This is a genomic window from Acinetobacter sp. 778_lipA (assembly GCF_058242985.1).
The window spans coordinates 2,651,152-2,670,145 of record NZ_JBZAYT010000001.1 but is presented as its reverse complement, the minus strand read 5'-3'; the positions used below and the strand labels follow the sequence as shown (position 1 = coordinate 2,670,145).

Sequence of the window (18,994 nt, the reverse complement as noted above, 5' to 3'; positions counted from 1 at the left end):
GGAGGGTATGATTTTAGAAGTAAGAAGAATTGAAAATGAGATGCAAAGATTATCGAAGCTTAGATAACCAATTTCCAAGACTCTGTACAATTTGTACAAGGATCAATAAGACAATCACAGTGAGATAAACCACACTTTGATCGAAACGTTGATAACCATAAGAAATTGCTAAATCACCAATACCACCAGCGCCTACAGCACCCGCCATCGCTGTTGCACCAATCAAGCTAATGGTTGCTGTGGTAAGGCTCAGGATGAGTGAGCTACGAGATTCAGGGATAATAAATTTAAAAATAATCTGCCAAGGCGATGCACCCATTGCTTGTGCAGACTCAATAATCCCTTCATTCACTTCAAGCAATGATGTTTCTACAAGACGACCAATATAAGGACCAACATAAATGGTCAACGGTACAATCGCTGCCCAAGTACCAATAGTTGTACCCACGATCGCTTTGGTGAGTGGGAAAACCGCAATCAACAGGATAATGAAGGGTAGGGAACGTAGCGCATTGACGATAGGATTTAAAATCTGATAAACAGCGCGATTGGGTAAAATGCCATTAGGGCGAGTAACCAGCAAGGTAATTGCTTGAACAAAGCCCCAAATGGTACCAAACAGCATTGCAAAAATGACCATTTGGATGGTTTCTTGCATCGCTGTAACAAACTGGTCAATGCTTAAAGAGCTTTTCCAAAATGGTGCTGTGAGCGTAGTGAGCCATTGTACAATGAGTTCTCTCATAGTCTAACTCCTGACTGTTCCACCTTGACCCCATTTTTTTCAAAGAAATTTATGGTTTGGCGAATGCTTTCGGTATCTCCCAAAAGTTGTATAAACATTTGACCGATCACTGAACCATTAATTTCAGTCATATTGGCAAATAAAATATTTAAGCTGACATCAAATTGCTTAATTGCTGCTTGTACCACAGTTTCTTGCGCTGAAGTACCCAAAAATTGCAGACTATAAATACTTTTATGATTTTGATTTTCGAGATTGTTTAAGATATTAACAGGGAGTTGTTGCTGTAAAACGGTTTGAATAAAGTTTTTAGTCGTGGGGTGTTGCGGTTGACTAAAAATTTCTAAGGTAGAACCTGTTTCAATCACTTTGCCTTGTTCCATGACGGCAACAAAATCACAAACAGATTCGATCACATCCATTTCATGCGTAACCATGACAATGGTAATCCCTTGCTCTTGATTAATCTTTTTAAGCAAAGCGAGAACAGATTTCGTGGTTTGTGGATCAAGTGCAGAGGTTGCTTCATCACAAAGTAAAATTTTGGGGTGGTTGGCCAAGGCGCGTGCGATACCGACACGTTGCTTTTGTCCTCCCGAGAGTTCGTCTGGAAAAGCATCTTTTTTATGCTTTAGATCAATGAACTCAAGTAACTCATTTAAACGTTTTTCACGTTGGTCTTTACTGACACCAAGCAATTTTAACGGCATTTCAATATTGTCAGCTACAGTTTTGGTTTGTAGCAAATTGAAATGCTGAAAAATCATGCCTATATTTGCACGTTCTTGACGTAATGCACGTGCATCAAGTGCCGTAAAGTCTTTTTGATTAATGATGACTTGTCCTTGGTTAGGACGCTCAAGCAAGTTAATCAAACGGATTAAGGTACTTTTACCTGCACCACTATAGCCGATAATGCCAAAAATACTGCCCGCTGGAATCTCAAGATTAATCTGATCCAGTGCACGTATGGTTTGACCTTTCAATTCATAGTGTTTTGAAATGTTTTTAAATTCAATCATATCGTCAAAAACTATAGCAAAAAGAAAAAACAGGCAAATTCACTTTGCCTGTTTTATGAGGGCCTATAGACCTTTCATAAAAGAATGGTCAATTGACCTGATCCATTATAAAACTATTTTGATTCTGTAAGATAGCTTACAGGTTTATTCACATCAACTTTAGTTCCACCGAAGTGTTCTTGAACATATTTACCTACAGCAGGAACATGATATAACTCACCCACTTTTTTCAAGAGGGCATCGTCTTTACGTGCATCTGCAACAGCAAGTACGTTGACATTCATTTTGGTTGTTTGGTCAACTGGCTCATAATAAACTGAATCTTTAAGCACGTTTAAACCACCTTCCATTGCTAAAGTATTGCCTAAAACAATTGCATCAACTTCATCTTTAGCACGTACCGCAGTCGCCATTTGAATTGGTTTGATGACAATTTTCTTTGCATTTTCAGTAATATCAGCAGGTGTACCTTTGACTAAATCAAAACCATCTTTTAATTTGATGAGACCAGCAGATTGTAAAAGTAACAATGCGCGCGATTCATTTGCGCCATCATTTGGAATAGCAATAGTTGCACCATTGGCAAATTCTTCAACTTTTTTAACTTTACTAGAATAAATACCCATTGGCTCTAAATATGTTGTAGAGATTGGTGCAATTTTTTCTTTGTTTGATTGATTGAAAGCAACAAGATATGCATAAGATTGGAATGCATTGATATCGACTTCTTTGTTTGCCACAGCTGTATTCATTGCAACATAGTCAGTGAAGTTTTTAACTTCTAATTTAATTCCAGCTTGTTTTGTTTCTGGTAATGTTGCGATATAGCGCCAAATATCTGCATCTGAACCTGTAGAAGCCATGGTAACGACTTGTTCTTTACCTGCATCTGCTTGGGCAGCATCATTTTTTGGAGCTTCTTGTTTTCCACAAGCAGAAAGAGTGAGCACAGACGCGCTAAGTAAAACGCCAAACAGCTTTTTCATGAATAAGTCCTAAGTAGCAAATGCAGTAGAATTTTGTCCTTTGCATTCTCGATCATTTAAATCGAATTTTTAACATTTTGAAAATAAATAATGCGGTGACGTACTTGTCTGATTGCGCTATCTATATTCTTTACATTTGAGGATTAGCAGCCTGTTTTAAAAGAATTTTAATTGTTTAAAACAAACTCTAAAGATTTGTTTATCATATCAATAAATGAAAATTATACATAGTGGCTGCGTGTTGACATTGGGTGGTGATGTCGTTGCATGAATATCAATGTTTTTATTAATTTAATAAAGAAAACAAATGCTTTTGTTGAATGCTAAACGATAAATGATTAAATTTTATACTTATTCATAATATATAAATTTTTTAGGATTTATTATCTTTTTTTTAAATAAGTAAAATAATCTTAGATCTGCATCTATAGCAGTGCTCTGATAAGCGTTATTTCAAATTGTTAGGCGAAATAGGGGGATTTTATTCAAACAGTTATTGACATTGACACTACTGTCATACTTTAGCATGAAGATCTTATGTACATCAAAGAGATCAATAAATGAAATTAATCATCTTTTTTTTAAGCAGTTTGTTATTTCTAAATGCTGCATATGCTCAAAATAATGTTTATATTATTCATGGCTATGGTGCAAAGGTGGATGATCATTGGTTTGATTATCTTGAGGAAAATTTACAAGATGAAAATACTAGAGTTGTAAAGATCGCATTGCCGAACTCTAACAATCCAAAGCTTTTACAGTGGAAGCAAACCTTAAAAAATAATATTGCTCAAATTGATCAACATACATTTTTTGTTGCGCATAGTTTGGGGGGTATTACGCTGCTTGATTTCCTGTCTGAATTGGATTTTCAACAGATAGGTGGTGTTGTCTGTGTATCGGGATTTTCGAATAAATTGGTAGTACTACCTCAACTAGATTCATATATCACTGAAACGAATAAGGATTTTTCTTTTAAAAATAAAATATTAAATCGAAAAATGTTTATATCGAGTAATGATCAATATGTTCCAACTGATTTAAGTATCTCGTTGGCAGAAAAACTGGAGTTTCCATATGAGATTATTCCCAATGCTGGACATTTTCTAGCCAGTGATGGATATCGGGAATTTCCTCAATTATTAGATTGGCTTCAAATGATCATTGGTGGTGTTGATGAGGTTGAGAGTTCTTATGATTCAAACTAAATTTTTACAACATCTTTATTATAAATTAAGTTGGATTAAGCTTTTCTATGAATAATCGTAAAGGCGACTGATACTTTACAATTACAAGCGTTTTTTGCTGAACTCATACTGTTTAGTTGTTTTGAGATAGTGGAAAGAAGAATTGACTAAGAGGATTTTTGAATAAAAGGCAAAGTTGATTTATTGGTTGTGGTTGATTTAATTTATTGATTTTTCATTTTATTTATTGTTTTTATTAGATTTTTTGTAATAAAAACTATTCATTTTTTTAAATTGTTATGTTTAAATCGAACATTCTTTAATCAAGATTAAATTAGAAAATAATAATGAAAGCATTAATTACAGTTGGTTGTAAGACTGATCATGGCGGAGTCATAATTTTAGGTGATGTTTCTTTTCTTGTGGAAGGTAAAGCAGTGCATCTAGATGGTATGACACACTTTTGTCCAAAATGTAAAGTTCAATCTAAGGCTATTGCTTCTAATCAAGGTTTTGTGATTGTTAGTGGTAAGAGTGCTGTAGCTGATGGTGATAGTTCAACTTGCGGTTCAAAATATTTAAAAATTTCAGATCTTGCTGTTATGAGTAATGGGGCTAGTGTTGAAATGAGTAATGCAGTGACAGCACCTTTAATGAAAAATAATTTTATTGAATATCAGAAAAATACTTATGATGAACAGTTACAATTGCAAGATATAAATGGTGAGCCTTATGCCAATCTTGAATATTTAGTTACTTTTGATGATGGCTCAACTTGTAAAGGTATTACTGATGATAAAGGTAATACAAAAAGGTTGAAAACAAATGGTGCTGTAAAAATTATTTCTGTTGATTTAATCGTCAATAGTAGTTGGACTGAATCTTGTTTTTGCGGGGAATAGAGTATGGATTTTAAAATTGTCCCTGATTTACATTTGCCCGAAGTTCCTGGATTTAAATTACCTAATATGCCTGAAATACCTTCAGGTAAGTCAGTAATTAGATTTATCACAGATAATCTTATAACAAATACAATTGCAGACTCTAAAATAATTATTAGAGAAGATAAGTCTAAAAATTATCGGTCTTTAACATCAGGTGAGATAGCAATATGTCAAAAGATCTTTCGTGACTCAATCAACTATAAAAATGTCAAAGTTATTAATAGTGCAATTTTACCCAAACAGGATGTTCCTGTTACACCATATGGAAGTCCTCATTACCCTGATAATTTAACGGGTTCGGATGTATACCAGTCTGATTTTTCTAATCCAAAGTTTAAAGGTAATACAAATGTTGGTAATGGCCGTGATTTAACAATAGTATCAAGAATGACGTTTATTCATGAAATGACACATGTGTGGCAATACCAAAAAGGGCTTAATCTGAGTAAAAGAGGTATCATTTTACAACCTTTAGATAGGCTGATTCCTGATAGTATTTATGATGCATATTCATATCAATTAAAATATGGCTCAAAATTTAATGATTTTAATTTTGAGCAACAAGCAACTATCGTTTCTGACTATTTTAGAATTCTATCAGGTTTTAATGAGGCTAATTTTAGTTCATATTGGAGAAAATATTCTAATCCATTTTGGAGGCAATATATTCAGGACTTAATGCTACCAATAATGAATAATCCTAAAGACTTTAAGCTCAAGGGGACTCTATTAGATAATCCAATGACTATAGCTTCTAATTTATATTTTATAGTGAGATAAAATGAAAAAAACAGCATTATTTTTATCTATTGTATTACTCTTGCTAAATGGTTGTAAGAAAAAATATGAAGATAACTTTGAATATAAGATAGTGAACAAAAAAATATGTGCTGTAAAGAATAGAGTAGTGGAGAAAGCAAATCATATAAATTGGTTATTTCTGGAGGTTCGGAATTCTTTGGGTGATGTTGTGAGTGGAAATTTGCAGGTTGATAAAAACACTAAAGAGTACCTTTTTTGCTCAGATTTGAATGAATTTAAAAAAGAGGTTGGAGAAGGGTTTATACAGTCAGATATTTCAATTGAATTAGATAATACTTCATCTGTACAAGAATATAATTTCAGGAATTATTCTTGTATTTTTGCAGACTCAGTAAAATTAAACTTATCTCAACGTGATTCATCTAAAAGCTGTACCTGAAAAAACCTAATATGTATGTACGAAGATATGAGTTTTATAATCTTTATTTAAACGTAAATTTTTGATCTGTTTGTCGTTGGAGATTTACCAAATAAAAAACCCGCCTAAGCGGGTTTTACAAATCAATCGAGTTTAAGCATTTTCACGAGCAATCGCACGGTAACCAATATCTTTGCGGTATTGGACACCATCAAAAGTCACTCTTTGGCAAAGTTCCAAGGCTTTTGCTTGCGCTTCACCAATTGTGTTGCCTAACGCTGTAACGCAAAGTACACGACCGCCAGCAGTCACTACATCACCATTGGCATTATTTGCTGTACCTGCATGGAAAACTTTAGCATCTGTCATTTGGGTATCTAAACCCAAAATCACGTCATCTTTGCTCGAAGTTTCAGGATAGCCTTTAGATGCAAGCACAATACCAACAGTTTTACGCTCATCCCATTCAGCTTCAGCGGGTAAGTTACCTGCAATACCAGCTTCTACTAAATCAACCAAAGAAGATTTTAAGCGCATCATGATCGGTTGAGTTTCAGGGTCACCAAAGCGGCAGTTAAACTCAATGACACGAGGTTGCCCTTGCTCATCAATCATCAAGCCAGCATACAAGAAACCAGTGTAAGTATGACCATCAGCTTTCATACCATCTACGGTTGGACGCATAACTTCTTTCATGACTCTGTCAAAAACATCTGCAGTCACTACAGGGGCAGGGGAATATGCACCCATACCACCCGTATTTGGACCTTGGTCAGCTTCAAAAATACGTTTATGGTCTTGTGAAGTTGCCATAGGAAGGATGTTGTCACCATCAATCATACATATGAAAGATGCTTCCTCACCATCAAGGAATTCTTCAATAACAACACGCGAACCTGCATCACCAAATTTATTGCCTGCAAGCATGTCATCAATTGCATCAAACGCTTCTTGATTGGTCATCGCTACAATGACGCCTTTACCCGCAGCAAGGCCGTCTGCCTTAATTACAATTGGTGCGCCATTTTTTTCTACGAATGCTTTGGCTGTTTCCACTTCGGTGAATACATCATAGAATGCTGTAGGAATGTGATGACGTTTTAAAAAGTGTTTGGCGAAAGCTTTAGAGCCTTCAAGTTGTGCTGCAAATTGGGTTGGCCCCCAAATTTTAAGGCCAGCTGCTCGTCCTGCATCAACTACCCCATTTACAAGCGGTGCTTCAGGACCAACAATAATGAGATCAACGGCATTATTTTTTGCAAAGTCGATAATGGCAGGGTTGTTGAGAATATCTAAAGCAACATTTTCACATTTATGTTCAGTTGCTGTACCCGCATTTCCTGGTGCAACAAAAACTTTAGTGACTTGATCGTCTTGCGCAATTTTCCATGCCAATGCATGTTCACGACCACCACTACCCAAAACTAATATGTTCATCTTATGTATCCTTTTTTAATCCCTCCCAACCTCCCTTTATACAGGATGGGGTATCACGAATTTAAAGAGTCCTGTAGTTCGTGACAAGTCCCTCTTATGAAAGAGGGACTTAGGGGGATTTTTAAATAATGATTTATGGTGAATTAGTGACGGAAATGACGCATACCCGTGAAGACCATTGCAATACCAGCTTCATCTGCTGCTGCAATTGTTTCTTCATCACGCATTGAACCACCCGGTTGGATAATACATTTGATACCTGCTTTTGCAGCATTATCAATGCCATCACGGAATGGGAAGAATGCATCAGATGCCATAACAGCACCTTCAACCACTAAACCTGCATGTTCAGCTTTGATCGCTGCGATACGTGCAGAGTTTACACGGCTCATTTGGCCAGCACCGACACCAATGGTTTGACGGCCTTTAGCATAAACAATAGCATTGGATTTAACGTATTTGGCAACTTTCCAAGCAAAGATTAAATCATCAATTTCTGCTTCAGTAGGAGCACGCTTAGTTACTACTTTAAGATCATCTTTGGTGATCATACCGAGGTCTTGGTCTTGAACCAATAAACCGCCATTGACACGTTTATAATCGTATTGTGAAGCACGTTCATCAATTTTAGGAAGTTCGCCACATACCAGTACACGAACGTTTTTCTTTGCGCCAGTCACTTCAAGTACACCATCGGCAATACTTGGTGCAATAATCACTTCAACAAATTGACGGTCAACAATTGCTTGAGCTGTAGCAACATCTAACTCACGGTTAAATGCAATGATGCCACCAAATGCTGATTCTGGATCAGTTGCATAAGCAAGATCGTATGCAGCCTTAAGACCATCTAACGATACTGCAACACCACATGGATTTGCATGTTTAACGATGACACACGCTGGTTTTGCAAATGATTTGACACATTCAAGTGCTGCATCTGTATCCGCGATATTGTTATAAGAAAGTTCTTTACCTTGTAACTGCTTAGCAGTTGAAACCGATGCTTCAGTTGCAGTCGATTCTACATAGAAAGCAGCGGATTGATGTGGATTTTCACCATAACGAAGATCTTGTACTTTATTTAACTGGGTATTGAAAGTACGGGCAAATTTGTCAGCTTGACCTTCTTCTTTACCAACACGTGCACCGAGGTAAGAAGCAATCATGCCGTCATACTGGGCAGTATGTTCAAATGCTTTAACCGCTAAATCGAAACGAGTCGCATAAGATAAAGCACCATCCGCTTTAAGTTCTGCAATTACAGTTTTATAATCAGTCGCATTTACGATGATCCCCACAGAAGCATGGTTCTTCGCAGCTGCACGAACCATTGTTGGGCCACCAATGTCAATATTTTCAATTGCATCTGCAAGCGAGCAGTCTGGTTTAGCAACAGTAGCAGCAAAAGGATAAAGGTTTACGACAACAAGATCGATTGCATCGATGTTGTGTTCAGCCATGACAGCTTCGTCTAGACCACGACGAGCCAAAATGCCTCCATGAATTTTAGGATGCAGTGTTTTTACACGACCATCCATCATTTCTGGGAAGCCTGTGTGCTCTGAAACTTCAACTACAGCCACATTGTTGTCTTTAAGCAACTTATATGTACCGCCAGTAGATAAAATTTCCACCCCAAGAGCAACAAGGTTCTGGGCAAATTCAACGATCCCGGTTTTATCAGAAACAGAGATTAAAGCGCGTTTAATAGTCATGATCTTCGTCAACAGTTTTTAAGTCTAGAGATTGAACAGGTAGGCAAAATATAGGTAAAAAAAATGCCCACGCAAGCCGTGAGCATTTTATCATTTATTCACTCATTAAACCGTGAGCTTTTAACTTTTTGCGTAAAGTGCCACGGTTCAGTCCGAGAATCTCAGCAGCGCGAGTCTGATTCCCGCGTGTGTATTCTAAGACAACAGATAAAAGAGGTTTCTCCATTTCTGCTAGCACCATGTCGTACACTTGTGATGGTTGCTCACCTTGCAATTGTGCAAAATAGTGACGAACTGCGCGATCTACGTGAATACGAAGAGCGACGTCAGATTGTGCAGTAAAAATAGGAGATTTGCTATTCATGCGAGTTAATCCGAAAATCAAAATATTACTTGGGTAAAGTAATATATAAATGTGGTCTAAAAAAATCTGAGCTCCGTTTTAGATCCTAAAACGGTTGGCTCTAAAACAAGAACAATTAGCTTGCCACAAATCGTCGAGTTGAGTGAAAAATAAGCGTAACAATAGATTAATATTTGTTACAACACTCTTTTAAACAAAAAAATGTTCTACTTGCGCGATATTGGATATAAAGCACATAACAAAACAGTATTTTTTTTGAAAAAATGCGAGGAGTTTGCAGGACAAAGCTTTCGTGGCGCGTATGATACCATTGTCTAAGAAAAAATGAGCAAGAAAACTACATTTTTTTTCATTTTTTTATAATTTTTTTTAATTTTAAGGGTGAATAATGTCTAATTGGTACTGATCAAAACTTTTTCTTGGCTCTGTAACAACAAATTTAAAAGGATATGGGCTATTTTGAGGAATACGCTTAATTCCAACTAAACTTTCAATCAGATATTGCTCAGGTGTAATCACATGCGTAGCTATGACCTTATTTTGAGTTTTTAAAGTTACTCTTATTAGGGGTAATTCTAAGCTTTTAGAATATTGGTTATTGAGTTGACCTGAAAATTGAGTCTCCTGTCTATCAAGTGCTTTAACTTTAAGGTGACTAATCACAATTTGTTTATAGCGTTGATCAACAGTATCACACTGTAAGATGGCACAGGTTTGAGTAAAGACAGTATTCAAAAACGGATAACGATCAGTTAAGTTTGGATTAAACCAAAGGATTTGAAATAATAAAATGCTGAGTAGGGCAAGATTAATCATGCTCCACGCCAGATAGTAAAACTTACTTTTTGTTTTGATCAAATGTTGCCCGTGGTTATTTAAACCTTGTGATAGATTTAAGCTGGGAATGTTGTTGACTGGTTCATTGTTAAAATAATTCAAATTATTTAAATAAGTTCTTAAATCAATATTGGAGTTTTCAATTTTACGATTAAAAATATCTAAGACATTGGTTTCTATTTGACGTTTCGTCGTCATGAGGTTTTGTACCTCATTCTGCACTGGCGTATCAGGATTGCCCCTTGGTTGAGTAGGCTGGCTGTTTTGTAGATGAATTAATGCATTAAAATTATGTGAACATTTTGGACAACAAACCATACCCTGCGCAACGGTGAGTTGCGTAACTGATACTTTATAAATTGAAGCACAATTTGGGCATCGGGTTTGTTTTTCAGTCATAAATACTTATATTTTCATAGATTAAACAGCCTTACGTGACCCAGAAATTCTGCACCAGGTTTCTTCACGTTTCTCGACTTCTACTATATCAAAAAATTCAGAATAAATACTAGAAACATCAGTAACTTGCTCTTCAATTACGCCGGCAAGTGCGAACTCTCCCTCAGATTTAATCAAAGTTGAGAATTCTTCAGCAAGTGACATAAGAGGGCCTGCAAGAATATTTGCAACTAAAATATCGGCCTGTTGGTTTTTAAATTCTGCATTGAACTCTTCAGGTAATCCAACATAAAGATTTTCAAGAACACCATTCAGCTCAGCATTTTGCTTGGTCGCCAAGACAGCTTGTGGGTCGATATCTGTTGCATAGACTTTCTTTGCACCTAAAAGCAGTGCTGCAACACCTAGGATGCCTGAACCACAACCATAATCAATCACGACTTTATCTTTAACATCGGTTTTGCCTAACCATTGTAGACAAAGGAAAGTAGATGCATGGTTACCCGTACCAAATGCTAAGCCTGGGTCAAGTTTAATATTGACTGCATCCGCTTCTGGTGGTTCTATCCATTCAGGTACGATCCAATACTTTTCACCAATTTGAATTGGTTCATAGTAATCCATCCAAGAACGTTCCCATACTTGGTCTTCAAGAAATTCACTGCGCATCGGTTCAGTTGGGAGTTGGGTGCGAATAAATGTTTCTAGTGCTGTTACATCAATGTCTTCGCCTTCTTCTTGCGCGTAGATTCCAGTAACAATCACTTTATTCCATAGCGGAGTTTCGCCAGGGAGTGGTTCAAGCAAGTCTTGGTTTTCAGCATCATCTAATGTCACGCTGACTGCGCCTAAAGAACTTAACAAGGTTTCAGTAAAATCAACTTGAGCTTGTTCTACAGTAATATGAATTTGTAACCACTTCACGGCAAAGACCTAAATCGTTTTCTTAAAGGCAGTATTGTAGCCCAAACTTAGAAGTTACGCTTACATTCAGTAGCAAAATAAAAAATGGATGCTTAAGCATCCATTTTAGTTGAAGCACATGATGGCTTTATATCGCAGGTTCAGTTTCAGTTGCTGCATGTCTTGAAATTAACGCACCAAAAATAGCAGCGAAAATATACATAAAGATTGAGTAAACCGCGGCAGGCATTGCAACAGTAGAATTTGCGATTACAGTCAAAGCAATAGTCATAGCTAAGGTACTATTATGAATTCCGATCTCAAATGCGCATGCACGTGCTTGGGCGCTATTAATACCCAGTAATCTTGGCACAAAGTAACCAATAACTAGACTACAAATACAGAAAATCACCGTGGCTAGACCAACCTGCGTCAGGTACTCCATGATATGCGTACGTTCTTTGGTGATTGCTCCAATAATAATGAGAATTAAAAAAACCACTGAGAAAATTCGCAAAGGTTTACTTAATTTTTCAGTAAAGTGTGGCGCATAATTTCGAATGAGCATGCCAATACACACAGGAATTAAAATTATTGCAAAAACTTGCAGTATTTTACTGAATTGCATGGTGATTTGTTGACCATCATTCATAAAGTATTGTATAGAAAAGTTTACGATTAAAGGCAAGGTAAAGGCAGCAATGACCGAGTTAATTGCAGTTAAGGTAATATTGAGCGCAATATCACCTTTAAACAAATAACTAAATAGATTGGCAGTACTACCTCCTGGTGAAGCAGCAAGTAACATTAAACCAACGGCAAGCAAAGGTGGGAGTGCAAGTACTTTACAAATAATAAAAGCAATACCGACCAAAAGCACTAGCTGACAGAACAACGCAATCAATACGGCTTTAGGGTGTTTAGAAACTCGCGCAAAATCTTTTGGTGTAAGCTCTAAACCAAGTCCAATCATAATGATGGCGAGGGCGAGGGGAAGCATTATGGTAATAATCCCTGAATCCATAGTGTGATCCTTTTTGTTGTTTTACATTAATTAAATATGTGAATATTCCGTACTCAATTTGAGTGTAATCGAAAGGTGTGAAATTGAAAAATAAATTCTATGACTCGGAAATCTTCTTAGAAAAATAAGTTATGAATATCTGTTCATATACCCAATAACAATTCTTTCGTAGCAGATGTAAAGCATATGGTTGTTATATCAAGAAAGTCTGTGTACTCGAAATAAAAAAAGGTGACCCATTTTTAAATGGATCACCTTTTTTACACATGCTATTTATAAAAACATGTATTTATGCTCAAAAGATATCATTGAGCTTGGATCGGATCTTCGCTCGGAGCAGCTTGACTAGGTTGCTCCATTGCTGGTTGTTCAGCTTGAGATGCCTCATTTGTTGCTGGTACATCTGCACTCGCTGGAGCAGATTGTTCTACAGCTGGGCGGTTTTCAATGGCCGGTTCAGGCGCTGCTGCAGCGGCAGTCGGGTTGCCACCTGCAGGTGCAGGGAAGCTAAATTGTAATTTACCATTTTCATTTGGTTCACAAGTACCATTAAAAGTTACCCCTTTATTGGCATAGGTCACCCAGTCTCCTTGTTTTTTCTTGGCACATACCTGAATTTGCTTTTTCACTTCAGCTTTGCTGGTGTTTTCATCAGCAGCATGGGCAAAACTAAATGCAACACAACTGAGTAAAGATGCTGTAATTACTTTAGACATGGTATTTTTCATCATGATATTCCTTATATATAAAGTCTCGAAAAAAATAATTTGTCCGTGTAATATCTATCGTATCGTGAGTTTTTGATAAGTTAAATTCTATTTGTAGGGCAGTCATGAAACGAAGTGTCAATTTATGTTGCCTATGTATAAGAGATGTTTAATCGTTCATATGCATGATTGAGGGGAATAATATTTGTAAAACTGCCTAAAACTAGAAGTAAAAATTTGCTATAATTTTCTGTCATTCTTTTATCTCTCATTAATCACTATGCATTATCCTAAAGTTTACGATGTCATTGTTATCGGTGGCGGTCACGCAGGTACGGAAGCGGCACTCGCTGCAGCGCGTATGGGTCGACAGACTCTGCTTTTGACTCATAACATTGAGACTTTAGGGCAGATGAGCTGTAACCCAGCCATTGGTGGTATTGGTAAATCTCACCTTGTCCGTGAAATTGATGCTTTAGGCGGTGCAATGGCATTGGCGGCGGATAAGGGCGGTATTCAATTTCGTATTTTGAACTCGCGTAAAGGCGCAGCTGTACGTGCAACCCGTGCACAAGCTGACCGTATCCGCTATAAAGCTGCGATTCGTCATACACTGGAAAATCAAGCGAATTTAGATATTTTTCAACAATCTGCAGATGACTTAATTGTTGAAGGTGATACAGTTAAAGGTGTAGTGACCCAGATGGGTATTCGCTTTGATGCGAAAACTGTGGTGTTAACCACAGGCACATTCTTAGGTGGCGTGATTCATGTTGGTCTAAATAATTCGTCAGGTGGTCGAGCTGGCGATCCGCCATCAATTTCCTTAGCGGCTCGTTTACGTGAATTAAATCTACCAGTAGGTCGTTTAAAAACAGGGACTCCACCACGTATTGATGCGCGTTCTGTCGATTTTTCTGTAATGATTCCGCAACCGGGTGATTTCCCATCACCGACCATGTCATTTATGGGGGATGCTTCGATGCATCCAGAGCAAGTAAATTGCTATATCACACATACCAATGCGCGTACTCATGAGATTATTCGGGGTGGTTTAGATCGTTCGCCAATGTATACAGGCGTGATTGAAGGTGTAGGTCCACGTTATTGCCCATCGATTGAAGATAAAATTCATAAATTTGCGGATAAAGATTCGCATCAGGTATTCCTTGAGCCAGAAGGGCTGGATACTCACGAGCTTTATCCAAATGGTATTTCAACATCTTTACCATTTGATGTGCAGTTTGAGTTGGTGCGCTCAATCCGGGGTATGGAGAATGCACACATTCTTCGTCCTGGCTATGCGATCGAATATGATTATTTCAATCCACAGTCTTTGAAATTCTCACTTGAAACCAAATCGATTAATAACTTGTATTTTGCAGGTCAAATTAACGGTACAACAGGTTATGAAGAAGCTGGTGCACAAGGTTTATTGGCGGGCTTAAATGCTGCACGTCGTGCATGGGATCAAGAGCAATGGACGCCTAAACGTGATGAAGCGTATATGGGTGTTCTTGTTGATGACTTGATTACCTTAGGGACCAAAGAACCGTATCGTATGTTTACTTCTCGTGCGGAATATCGTTTGATGCTTCGTGAAGATAATGCTGATCAACGTTTAACAGCAATTGGCCGTGAAATGGGCTTGGTTGATGATGAGCGTTGGGCTTCTTATTGTGAAAAAATGGAAGCAGTTGAAAAAGAAACAGGTCGTTTACAACACCTTTGGGCTGCACCAAACAATCCAATGGGGAAAAGATTCGTTGAGTTGACCGGCGCTGATCTTTCTAAAGAATGTTCTGCGATCGATTTACTTAAACGTCCAAACATCAACTTTTCACAAATTGCTGAATTAACTGCTTCTGAAGTATCTGCATTTGTAGGTGAGCAGATTGAAATTGCTGTGAAATACGAAGGTTATATTAACCGTCAGCAAGAAGATGTTGCACAAATGAAGCGTTTGGAAGATACCAAAATTCCTGCTGATTTTGATTATGATATCGTTTCAGGGCTTTCTCGTGAAATCACGATGAAATTGAAAAATGTATTACCTGAAACATTGGCACAAGCCAGCCGTATTCCAGGTGTAACACCTGCTGCTGTTCAATTGGTGATGATTACAATTCGTAAAAATAACCAAGCGAGAAAATCAGCTTAAGGTGGTGAATTGTAAAAAACCCGCTATATGCGGGTTTTTTATTGTCTCGAGCTTATCTTCGTTAGGGCACAATTTGTGATTTATCTTTAAAGGCATATTTTAAATACACAGATCCAATCTAACTTTATAAAAATAAATCCTAAACAGAATTGATGAAAAACAAAGCTGTTTTAATTATTTTTCAGTTTGCAAAATCATCGCTATAGTCAACTTACATTCAAACAAGAGGTGAACGCCATGACAATGAAATCAATCCGCTACAATAGTGCTGAACTTGCGTGCTGTAACATGTGATGTTTAACATACTCCAATAAATCCCATGTCTTGTGGACATGTAAAAATGTGACATGGGTTTAATATCTGCGCAAAAACAATAAAATTTAAAAATAACAATCAAAACAATAAATCAAAGAGCCGAAAGGCTCTTTTTATTTTAATTATATTGGCTTAGGTGAAGTTGTTAGATTATTCAATTTCATGTACAGCATTGAACACTTCAACAGGCTCAATTCGGACTATCTTTTTACCAAAACTTCTTAACCACCATACCAGTTGTGAGGTAAAAGGAACCACAGCACTGACTTGATACAGTTCTTCGTTCAGTTGTTCCACTTTTTGTTCTTTACTGAGTTGGCTTTCCGTGAAGTACTGTGCATCATCTTCGTGCATGACTAATTTTAATTCAACATTTTTAGTTGGCCGAGAAAAGTCGACTCTAAAGCCTAGCGCACCAGAATCGATATATTCATCGATATCGAATTTGACAGGGTGTAAAGCACGTAAATCTAAAACAGTTGCAGATCTAAAGCGATGTAATGCAAAGGTCTGAACTTCTGTCTTGTCATGACGCGTACAAATCAAATAAATAATTGCACCTTTTTGAACCAAACCTAAAGGATTCAGAATATAAGTTTTCTCTTCACCTTGATAACCACGTGCGCGGTAGACACATTCAATTTGTTTATCTTGTAGCAGTCCTTCATAAATGGCTTGCTGTGCATGTCTTTCCACCAAAGGTGGGATCACTGGTTGGCTTGCAGGCACAATTCGAACTCGGTTAATCCATTGTCGAACATTGTTCTGCGTAGAAAGACTACGCCGTGCCAAATCGAACCAAGGGTTCATTTCATCAATTAAACTTGGAGGTAGCAGGTGTTTTAAATGTTCTTCAACCATCATAAACGTGACTGCTTGCGAGCTGGTCATATGCGGCAGACTTTGGATCGGGGCATCTGAACGCCAACGCCAGCCTTGTGGTACTGTTTTGTTACTCTCGATAGGAAAGCGTTGAGCAATCTGATTTAGATCACGCTGAATCGTACGTAAGCTGATTTCGATCCCTTCACGTTCTAAAACTTCTTGTAATTCACGTGTACCCATCCACTTCCCTGTAGAGAGTCGGGACAGGATTTGCCACTGGCGATAGAGGCTATTGGAGGTTTCTTTTTCTTGTGCAGACATGGTTTGGTATCAATGGAATCGTGAATGTTTAAGGGAAATAAATCAGCTACACAATAGAAAATTAAAACTGATTCTGCAAGTTATATCCTGTGAGTAGTTGCTTAGGTGTTGAAAATATTAGCTAAAAAATTTTGAAACAAGTTCGATCAAAACTCACATTGAGTGCTATGGCAAACAATGAATTAATAAAATTGAGCCAAAAAGATTTAATTGTACAGCGAAGAATACTGAATACGGCGATTTAATAATATTTTGGCATCGATATTGCATTATTAAAGAAGCCATTAGATAAGATAAAAAGAGGTTTGTATGCTAAAAGAAAACATGGATACAAATTCAAGCAATGAGAATTATGCAGATCGCTTCGCTTTGCCAGTTGCTGAGGCAGAAGTAAAAAATGAAATGACGAATCAACAACAGATAGGAAATATTCAACAGGCCATTCATCTAAATATCGATGCACAACAAGCCTCACATCATTTACTTAAACAGATGAATTCGGTTTTTTTTAATGAAATGACAGACGATCACGTTCTTTCTCCTGAAACTGCTGAAAAAATTGAAGATTGGTTATCTCAACACAGTATTTACCAACTTGAAAAACTCAATGAAACAGCTAAAGCGCATTTTTTATATCAAGGAATTACTTTTGCGGTTTATGGTGAAACATCGGGAATTGATCGCACCATACCATTTGACTTAATTCCGCGTGTGATTGCCAAACAACAGTGGAATAAAATTGCAGCAGGCTGTGCGCAGCGTATTCAAGCGTTAAATTTATTTTTAGCTGATATCTATAATCAACAAAATATTTTAAAAGAAGGCTTAATTCCAGCAGTACAAGTACTATCGCATGAAGCTTATCAACCAGTGATGATGAATCATCGTTTGAATGGAAATATTTACAGTCAAATCAGTGGAATCGATATTGTACGGGATTGCAAAGGTGAATTTTTTGTCCTAGAAGATAATCTACGTACGCCTTCAGGTGTGTCATATATGCTTGAAAGCCGTAAGATGAGCGAAAAACTCATGCCTGAATTATGTAATCAACATGTTGCTGATATTGGGCAATATCCGCAATTGTTGCGTGAGATTTTGGCTGAAAACTCAAAGGTAGATTGCCCAATCATCGTGGTTTTAACCCCCGGGCGTTATAACAGTGCATATTATGAACATTCATTTTTAGCAAGGGAAATGGGTGTTCCATTGGTGACATCGCGTGACCTTTTTGTTGAAAACGACAAGGTTTATGTGAAAACCATCCGTGGTCGTCAGCAGGTTGATGTAATTTATAGACGTTTGGATGATGGTTTTTTAGACCCATTAAGCTTCAGGCCTGATAGTACTTTAGGTGTGGCAGGGTTAATGTCTGCTTATTTAAGTGGAAATGTGGTGATTGCTAATGCTCCTGGTACAGGTGTTGCAGATGATAAGTCGATTTATCCATATGTGGATCAAATGATTGCCTATTATTTAAATGAAAAGCCAATTTTGTCCAATGTACCTACTTATCAATGTCGTGAAGTTGAAGCTTTGGATTATGTTTTGGCAAATTTGGATCAATTGGTGGTAAAAGAGGCTCAAGGTTCAGGTGGTTATGGGATGCTCATCGGTCCTAAAGCAACTGAACAAGAAATTGATTTATTTAAAATGAAGCTAATGGCTTCACCCTCAGCGTATATCGCTCAACCCACCTTAAATTTATCTGTTGCACCAACACTAACTTCCCAAGGAATTGCAGAACGTCATATTGATTTACGACCATTTATTCTCAGCTCACCAGAACGCATAGAAATTGTTCCAGGTGGCTTGACTCGTGTTGCGATGCAACAAGGCTCACTGGTCGTCAACTCATCACAAGGTGGTGGAATCAAGGATACATGGGTAATTGATGAATATTCAATATAACCCCACCT

At 37.3% G+C, this 18,994-nt stretch carries 17 protein-coding genes; 6 read left to right on the top strand and 11 right to left on the bottom strand.

All coding sequences use genetic code 11. The features are described 5' to 3' along the window. Positions 1–49 precede the first annotated feature (49 nt). The 3 genes from AC4CUY_RS12795 to AC4CUY_RS12785 form a co-directional block, all read right to left on the bottom strand. Complete coding sequence (locus tag AC4CUY_RS12795; RefSeq protein WP_004719300.1) at positions 50–745, bottom strand: methionine ABC transporter permease; 696 nt, start codon at positions 743–745, stop codon at positions 50–52. After that, on the bottom strand, positions 742–1,767 hold the full coding sequence (locus AC4CUY_RS12790; protein ID WP_336954443.1) for a methionine ABC transporter ATP-binding protein: 1,026 nt from the start codon (positions 1,765–1,767) through the stop codon (positions 742–744). Before AC4CUY_RS12790 ends, AC4CUY_RS12795 begins: the two co-directional genes overlap by 4 nt. A gap of 113 nt (positions 1,768–1,880) precedes the next feature. Then, entirely contained in the window at positions 1,881–2,753 is an 873-nt protein-coding gene (locus AC4CUY_RS12785) for a MetQ/NlpA family ABC transporter substrate-binding protein (RefSeq protein ID WP_056511959.1), read from the bottom strand. Positions 2,754–3,313: 560 nt separating this feature from the next. On the opposite strand from AC4CUY_RS12785, the gene AC4CUY_RS12780 reads away from it, so the two are divergent. The 4 genes from AC4CUY_RS12780 to AC4CUY_RS12765 all read left to right on the top strand — a co-directional run bounded on the left by AC4CUY_RS12780 (position 3,314) and on the right by AC4CUY_RS12765 (position 6,085). After that, entirely contained in the window at positions 3,314–3,961 is a 648-nt protein-coding gene (locus tag AC4CUY_RS12780; RefSeq protein WP_490774212.1) for an RBBP9/YdeN family alpha/beta hydrolase, read from the top strand. 326 nt (positions 3,962–4,287) lie between these two features. Continuing rightward, complete coding sequence (locus tag AC4CUY_RS12775) at positions 4,288–4,842, top strand: PAAR domain-containing protein (protein WP_490774211.1); 555 nt, start codon at positions 4,288–4,290, stop codon at positions 4,840–4,842. A gap of 3 nt (positions 4,843–4,845) precedes the next feature. Beyond that, on the top strand, positions 4,846–5,664 hold the full coding sequence (locus tag AC4CUY_RS12770; protein ID WP_483770884.1) for a hypothetical protein: 819 nt from the start codon (positions 4,846–4,848) through the stop codon (positions 5,662–5,664). A 1-nt stretch (position 5,665) separates the two neighbouring features. Continuing rightward, complete coding sequence (locus AC4CUY_RS12765; RefSeq protein WP_419327759.1) at positions 5,666–6,085, top strand: hypothetical protein; 420 nt, start codon at positions 5,666–5,668, stop codon at positions 6,083–6,085. Positions 6,086–6,217: 132 nt separating this feature from the next. Here AC4CUY_RS12765 and purD read toward each other — a convergent pair whose 3' ends face one another. The 7 genes from purD to AC4CUY_RS12730 form a co-directional block, all read right to left on the bottom strand. Further along, a complete protein-coding gene (purD, locus tag AC4CUY_RS12760; RefSeq protein WP_336954445.1) occupies positions 6,218–7,501 on the bottom strand; it encodes a phosphoribosylamine--glycine ligase in 1,284 nt (427 codons plus the stop codon). Positions 7,502–7,644: 143 nt separating this feature from the next. Continuing rightward, entirely contained in the window at positions 7,645–9,219 is a 1,575-nt protein-coding gene (gene purH, locus AC4CUY_RS12755) for a bifunctional phosphoribosylaminoimidazolecarboxamide formyltransferase/IMP cyclohydrolase (protein WP_419327760.1), read from the bottom strand. 94 nt (positions 9,220–9,313) lie between these two features. Beyond that, complete coding sequence (gene fis, locus AC4CUY_RS12750) at positions 9,314–9,583, bottom strand: DNA-binding transcriptional regulator Fis (protein ID WP_001086304.1); 270 nt, start codon at positions 9,581–9,583, stop codon at positions 9,314–9,316. A gap of 375 nt (positions 9,584–9,958) precedes the next feature. After that, positions 9,959–10,819: a zinc-ribbon and DUF3426 domain-containing protein gene (locus AC4CUY_RS12745; RefSeq protein ID WP_336954448.1), complete on the bottom strand. Its 861-nt coding sequence runs from the start codon at positions 10,817–10,819 to the stop codon at positions 9,959–9,961. A 21-nt stretch (positions 10,820–10,840) separates the two neighbouring features. Beyond that, a complete protein-coding gene (prmA, locus tag AC4CUY_RS12740; RefSeq protein WP_336954450.1) occupies positions 10,841–11,743 on the bottom strand; it encodes a 50S ribosomal protein L11 methyltransferase in 903 nt (300 codons plus the stop codon). Positions 11,744–11,870: 127 nt separating this feature from the next. Then, complete coding sequence (locus tag AC4CUY_RS12735) at positions 11,871–12,746, bottom strand: bile acid:sodium symporter family protein (RefSeq protein ID WP_336954451.1); 876 nt, start codon at positions 12,744–12,746, stop codon at positions 11,871–11,873. A gap of 305 nt (positions 12,747–13,051) precedes the next feature. Next, a complete protein-coding gene (locus AC4CUY_RS12730; RefSeq protein WP_336954482.1) occupies positions 13,052–13,474 on the bottom strand; it encodes a hypothetical protein in 423 nt (140 codons plus the stop codon). A gap of 259 nt (positions 13,475–13,733) precedes the next feature. Between AC4CUY_RS12730 and mnmG the strand changes: the two genes are divergently transcribed. Then, positions 13,734–15,614, top strand: coding sequence for a tRNA uridine-5-carboxymethylaminomethyl(34) synthesis enzyme MnmG (mnmG, locus tag AC4CUY_RS12725; RefSeq protein WP_336954452.1), 1,881 nt, complete (start codon positions 13,734–13,736; stop codon positions 15,612–15,614). A 465-nt stretch (positions 15,615–16,079) separates the two neighbouring features. On the opposite strand, the gene AC4CUY_RS12720 is transcribed toward mnmG, so the two are convergent. Beyond that, on the bottom strand, positions 16,080–17,075 hold the full coding sequence (locus AC4CUY_RS12720; RefSeq protein ID WP_336954453.1) for a helix-turn-helix transcriptional regulator: 996 nt from the start codon (positions 17,073–17,075) through the stop codon (positions 16,080–16,082). Between the two features lie 309 nt (positions 17,076–17,384). Here AC4CUY_RS12720 and AC4CUY_RS12715 point away from each other — a divergent pair, with 309 nt between their 5' ends. Beyond that, positions 17,385–18,986, top strand: coding sequence for a circularly permuted type 2 ATP-grasp protein (locus AC4CUY_RS12715; RefSeq protein ID WP_483770889.1), 1,602 nt, complete (start codon positions 17,385–17,387; stop codon positions 18,984–18,986). The last annotated feature ends 8 nt before the right edge of the window (positions 18,987–18,994 follow it).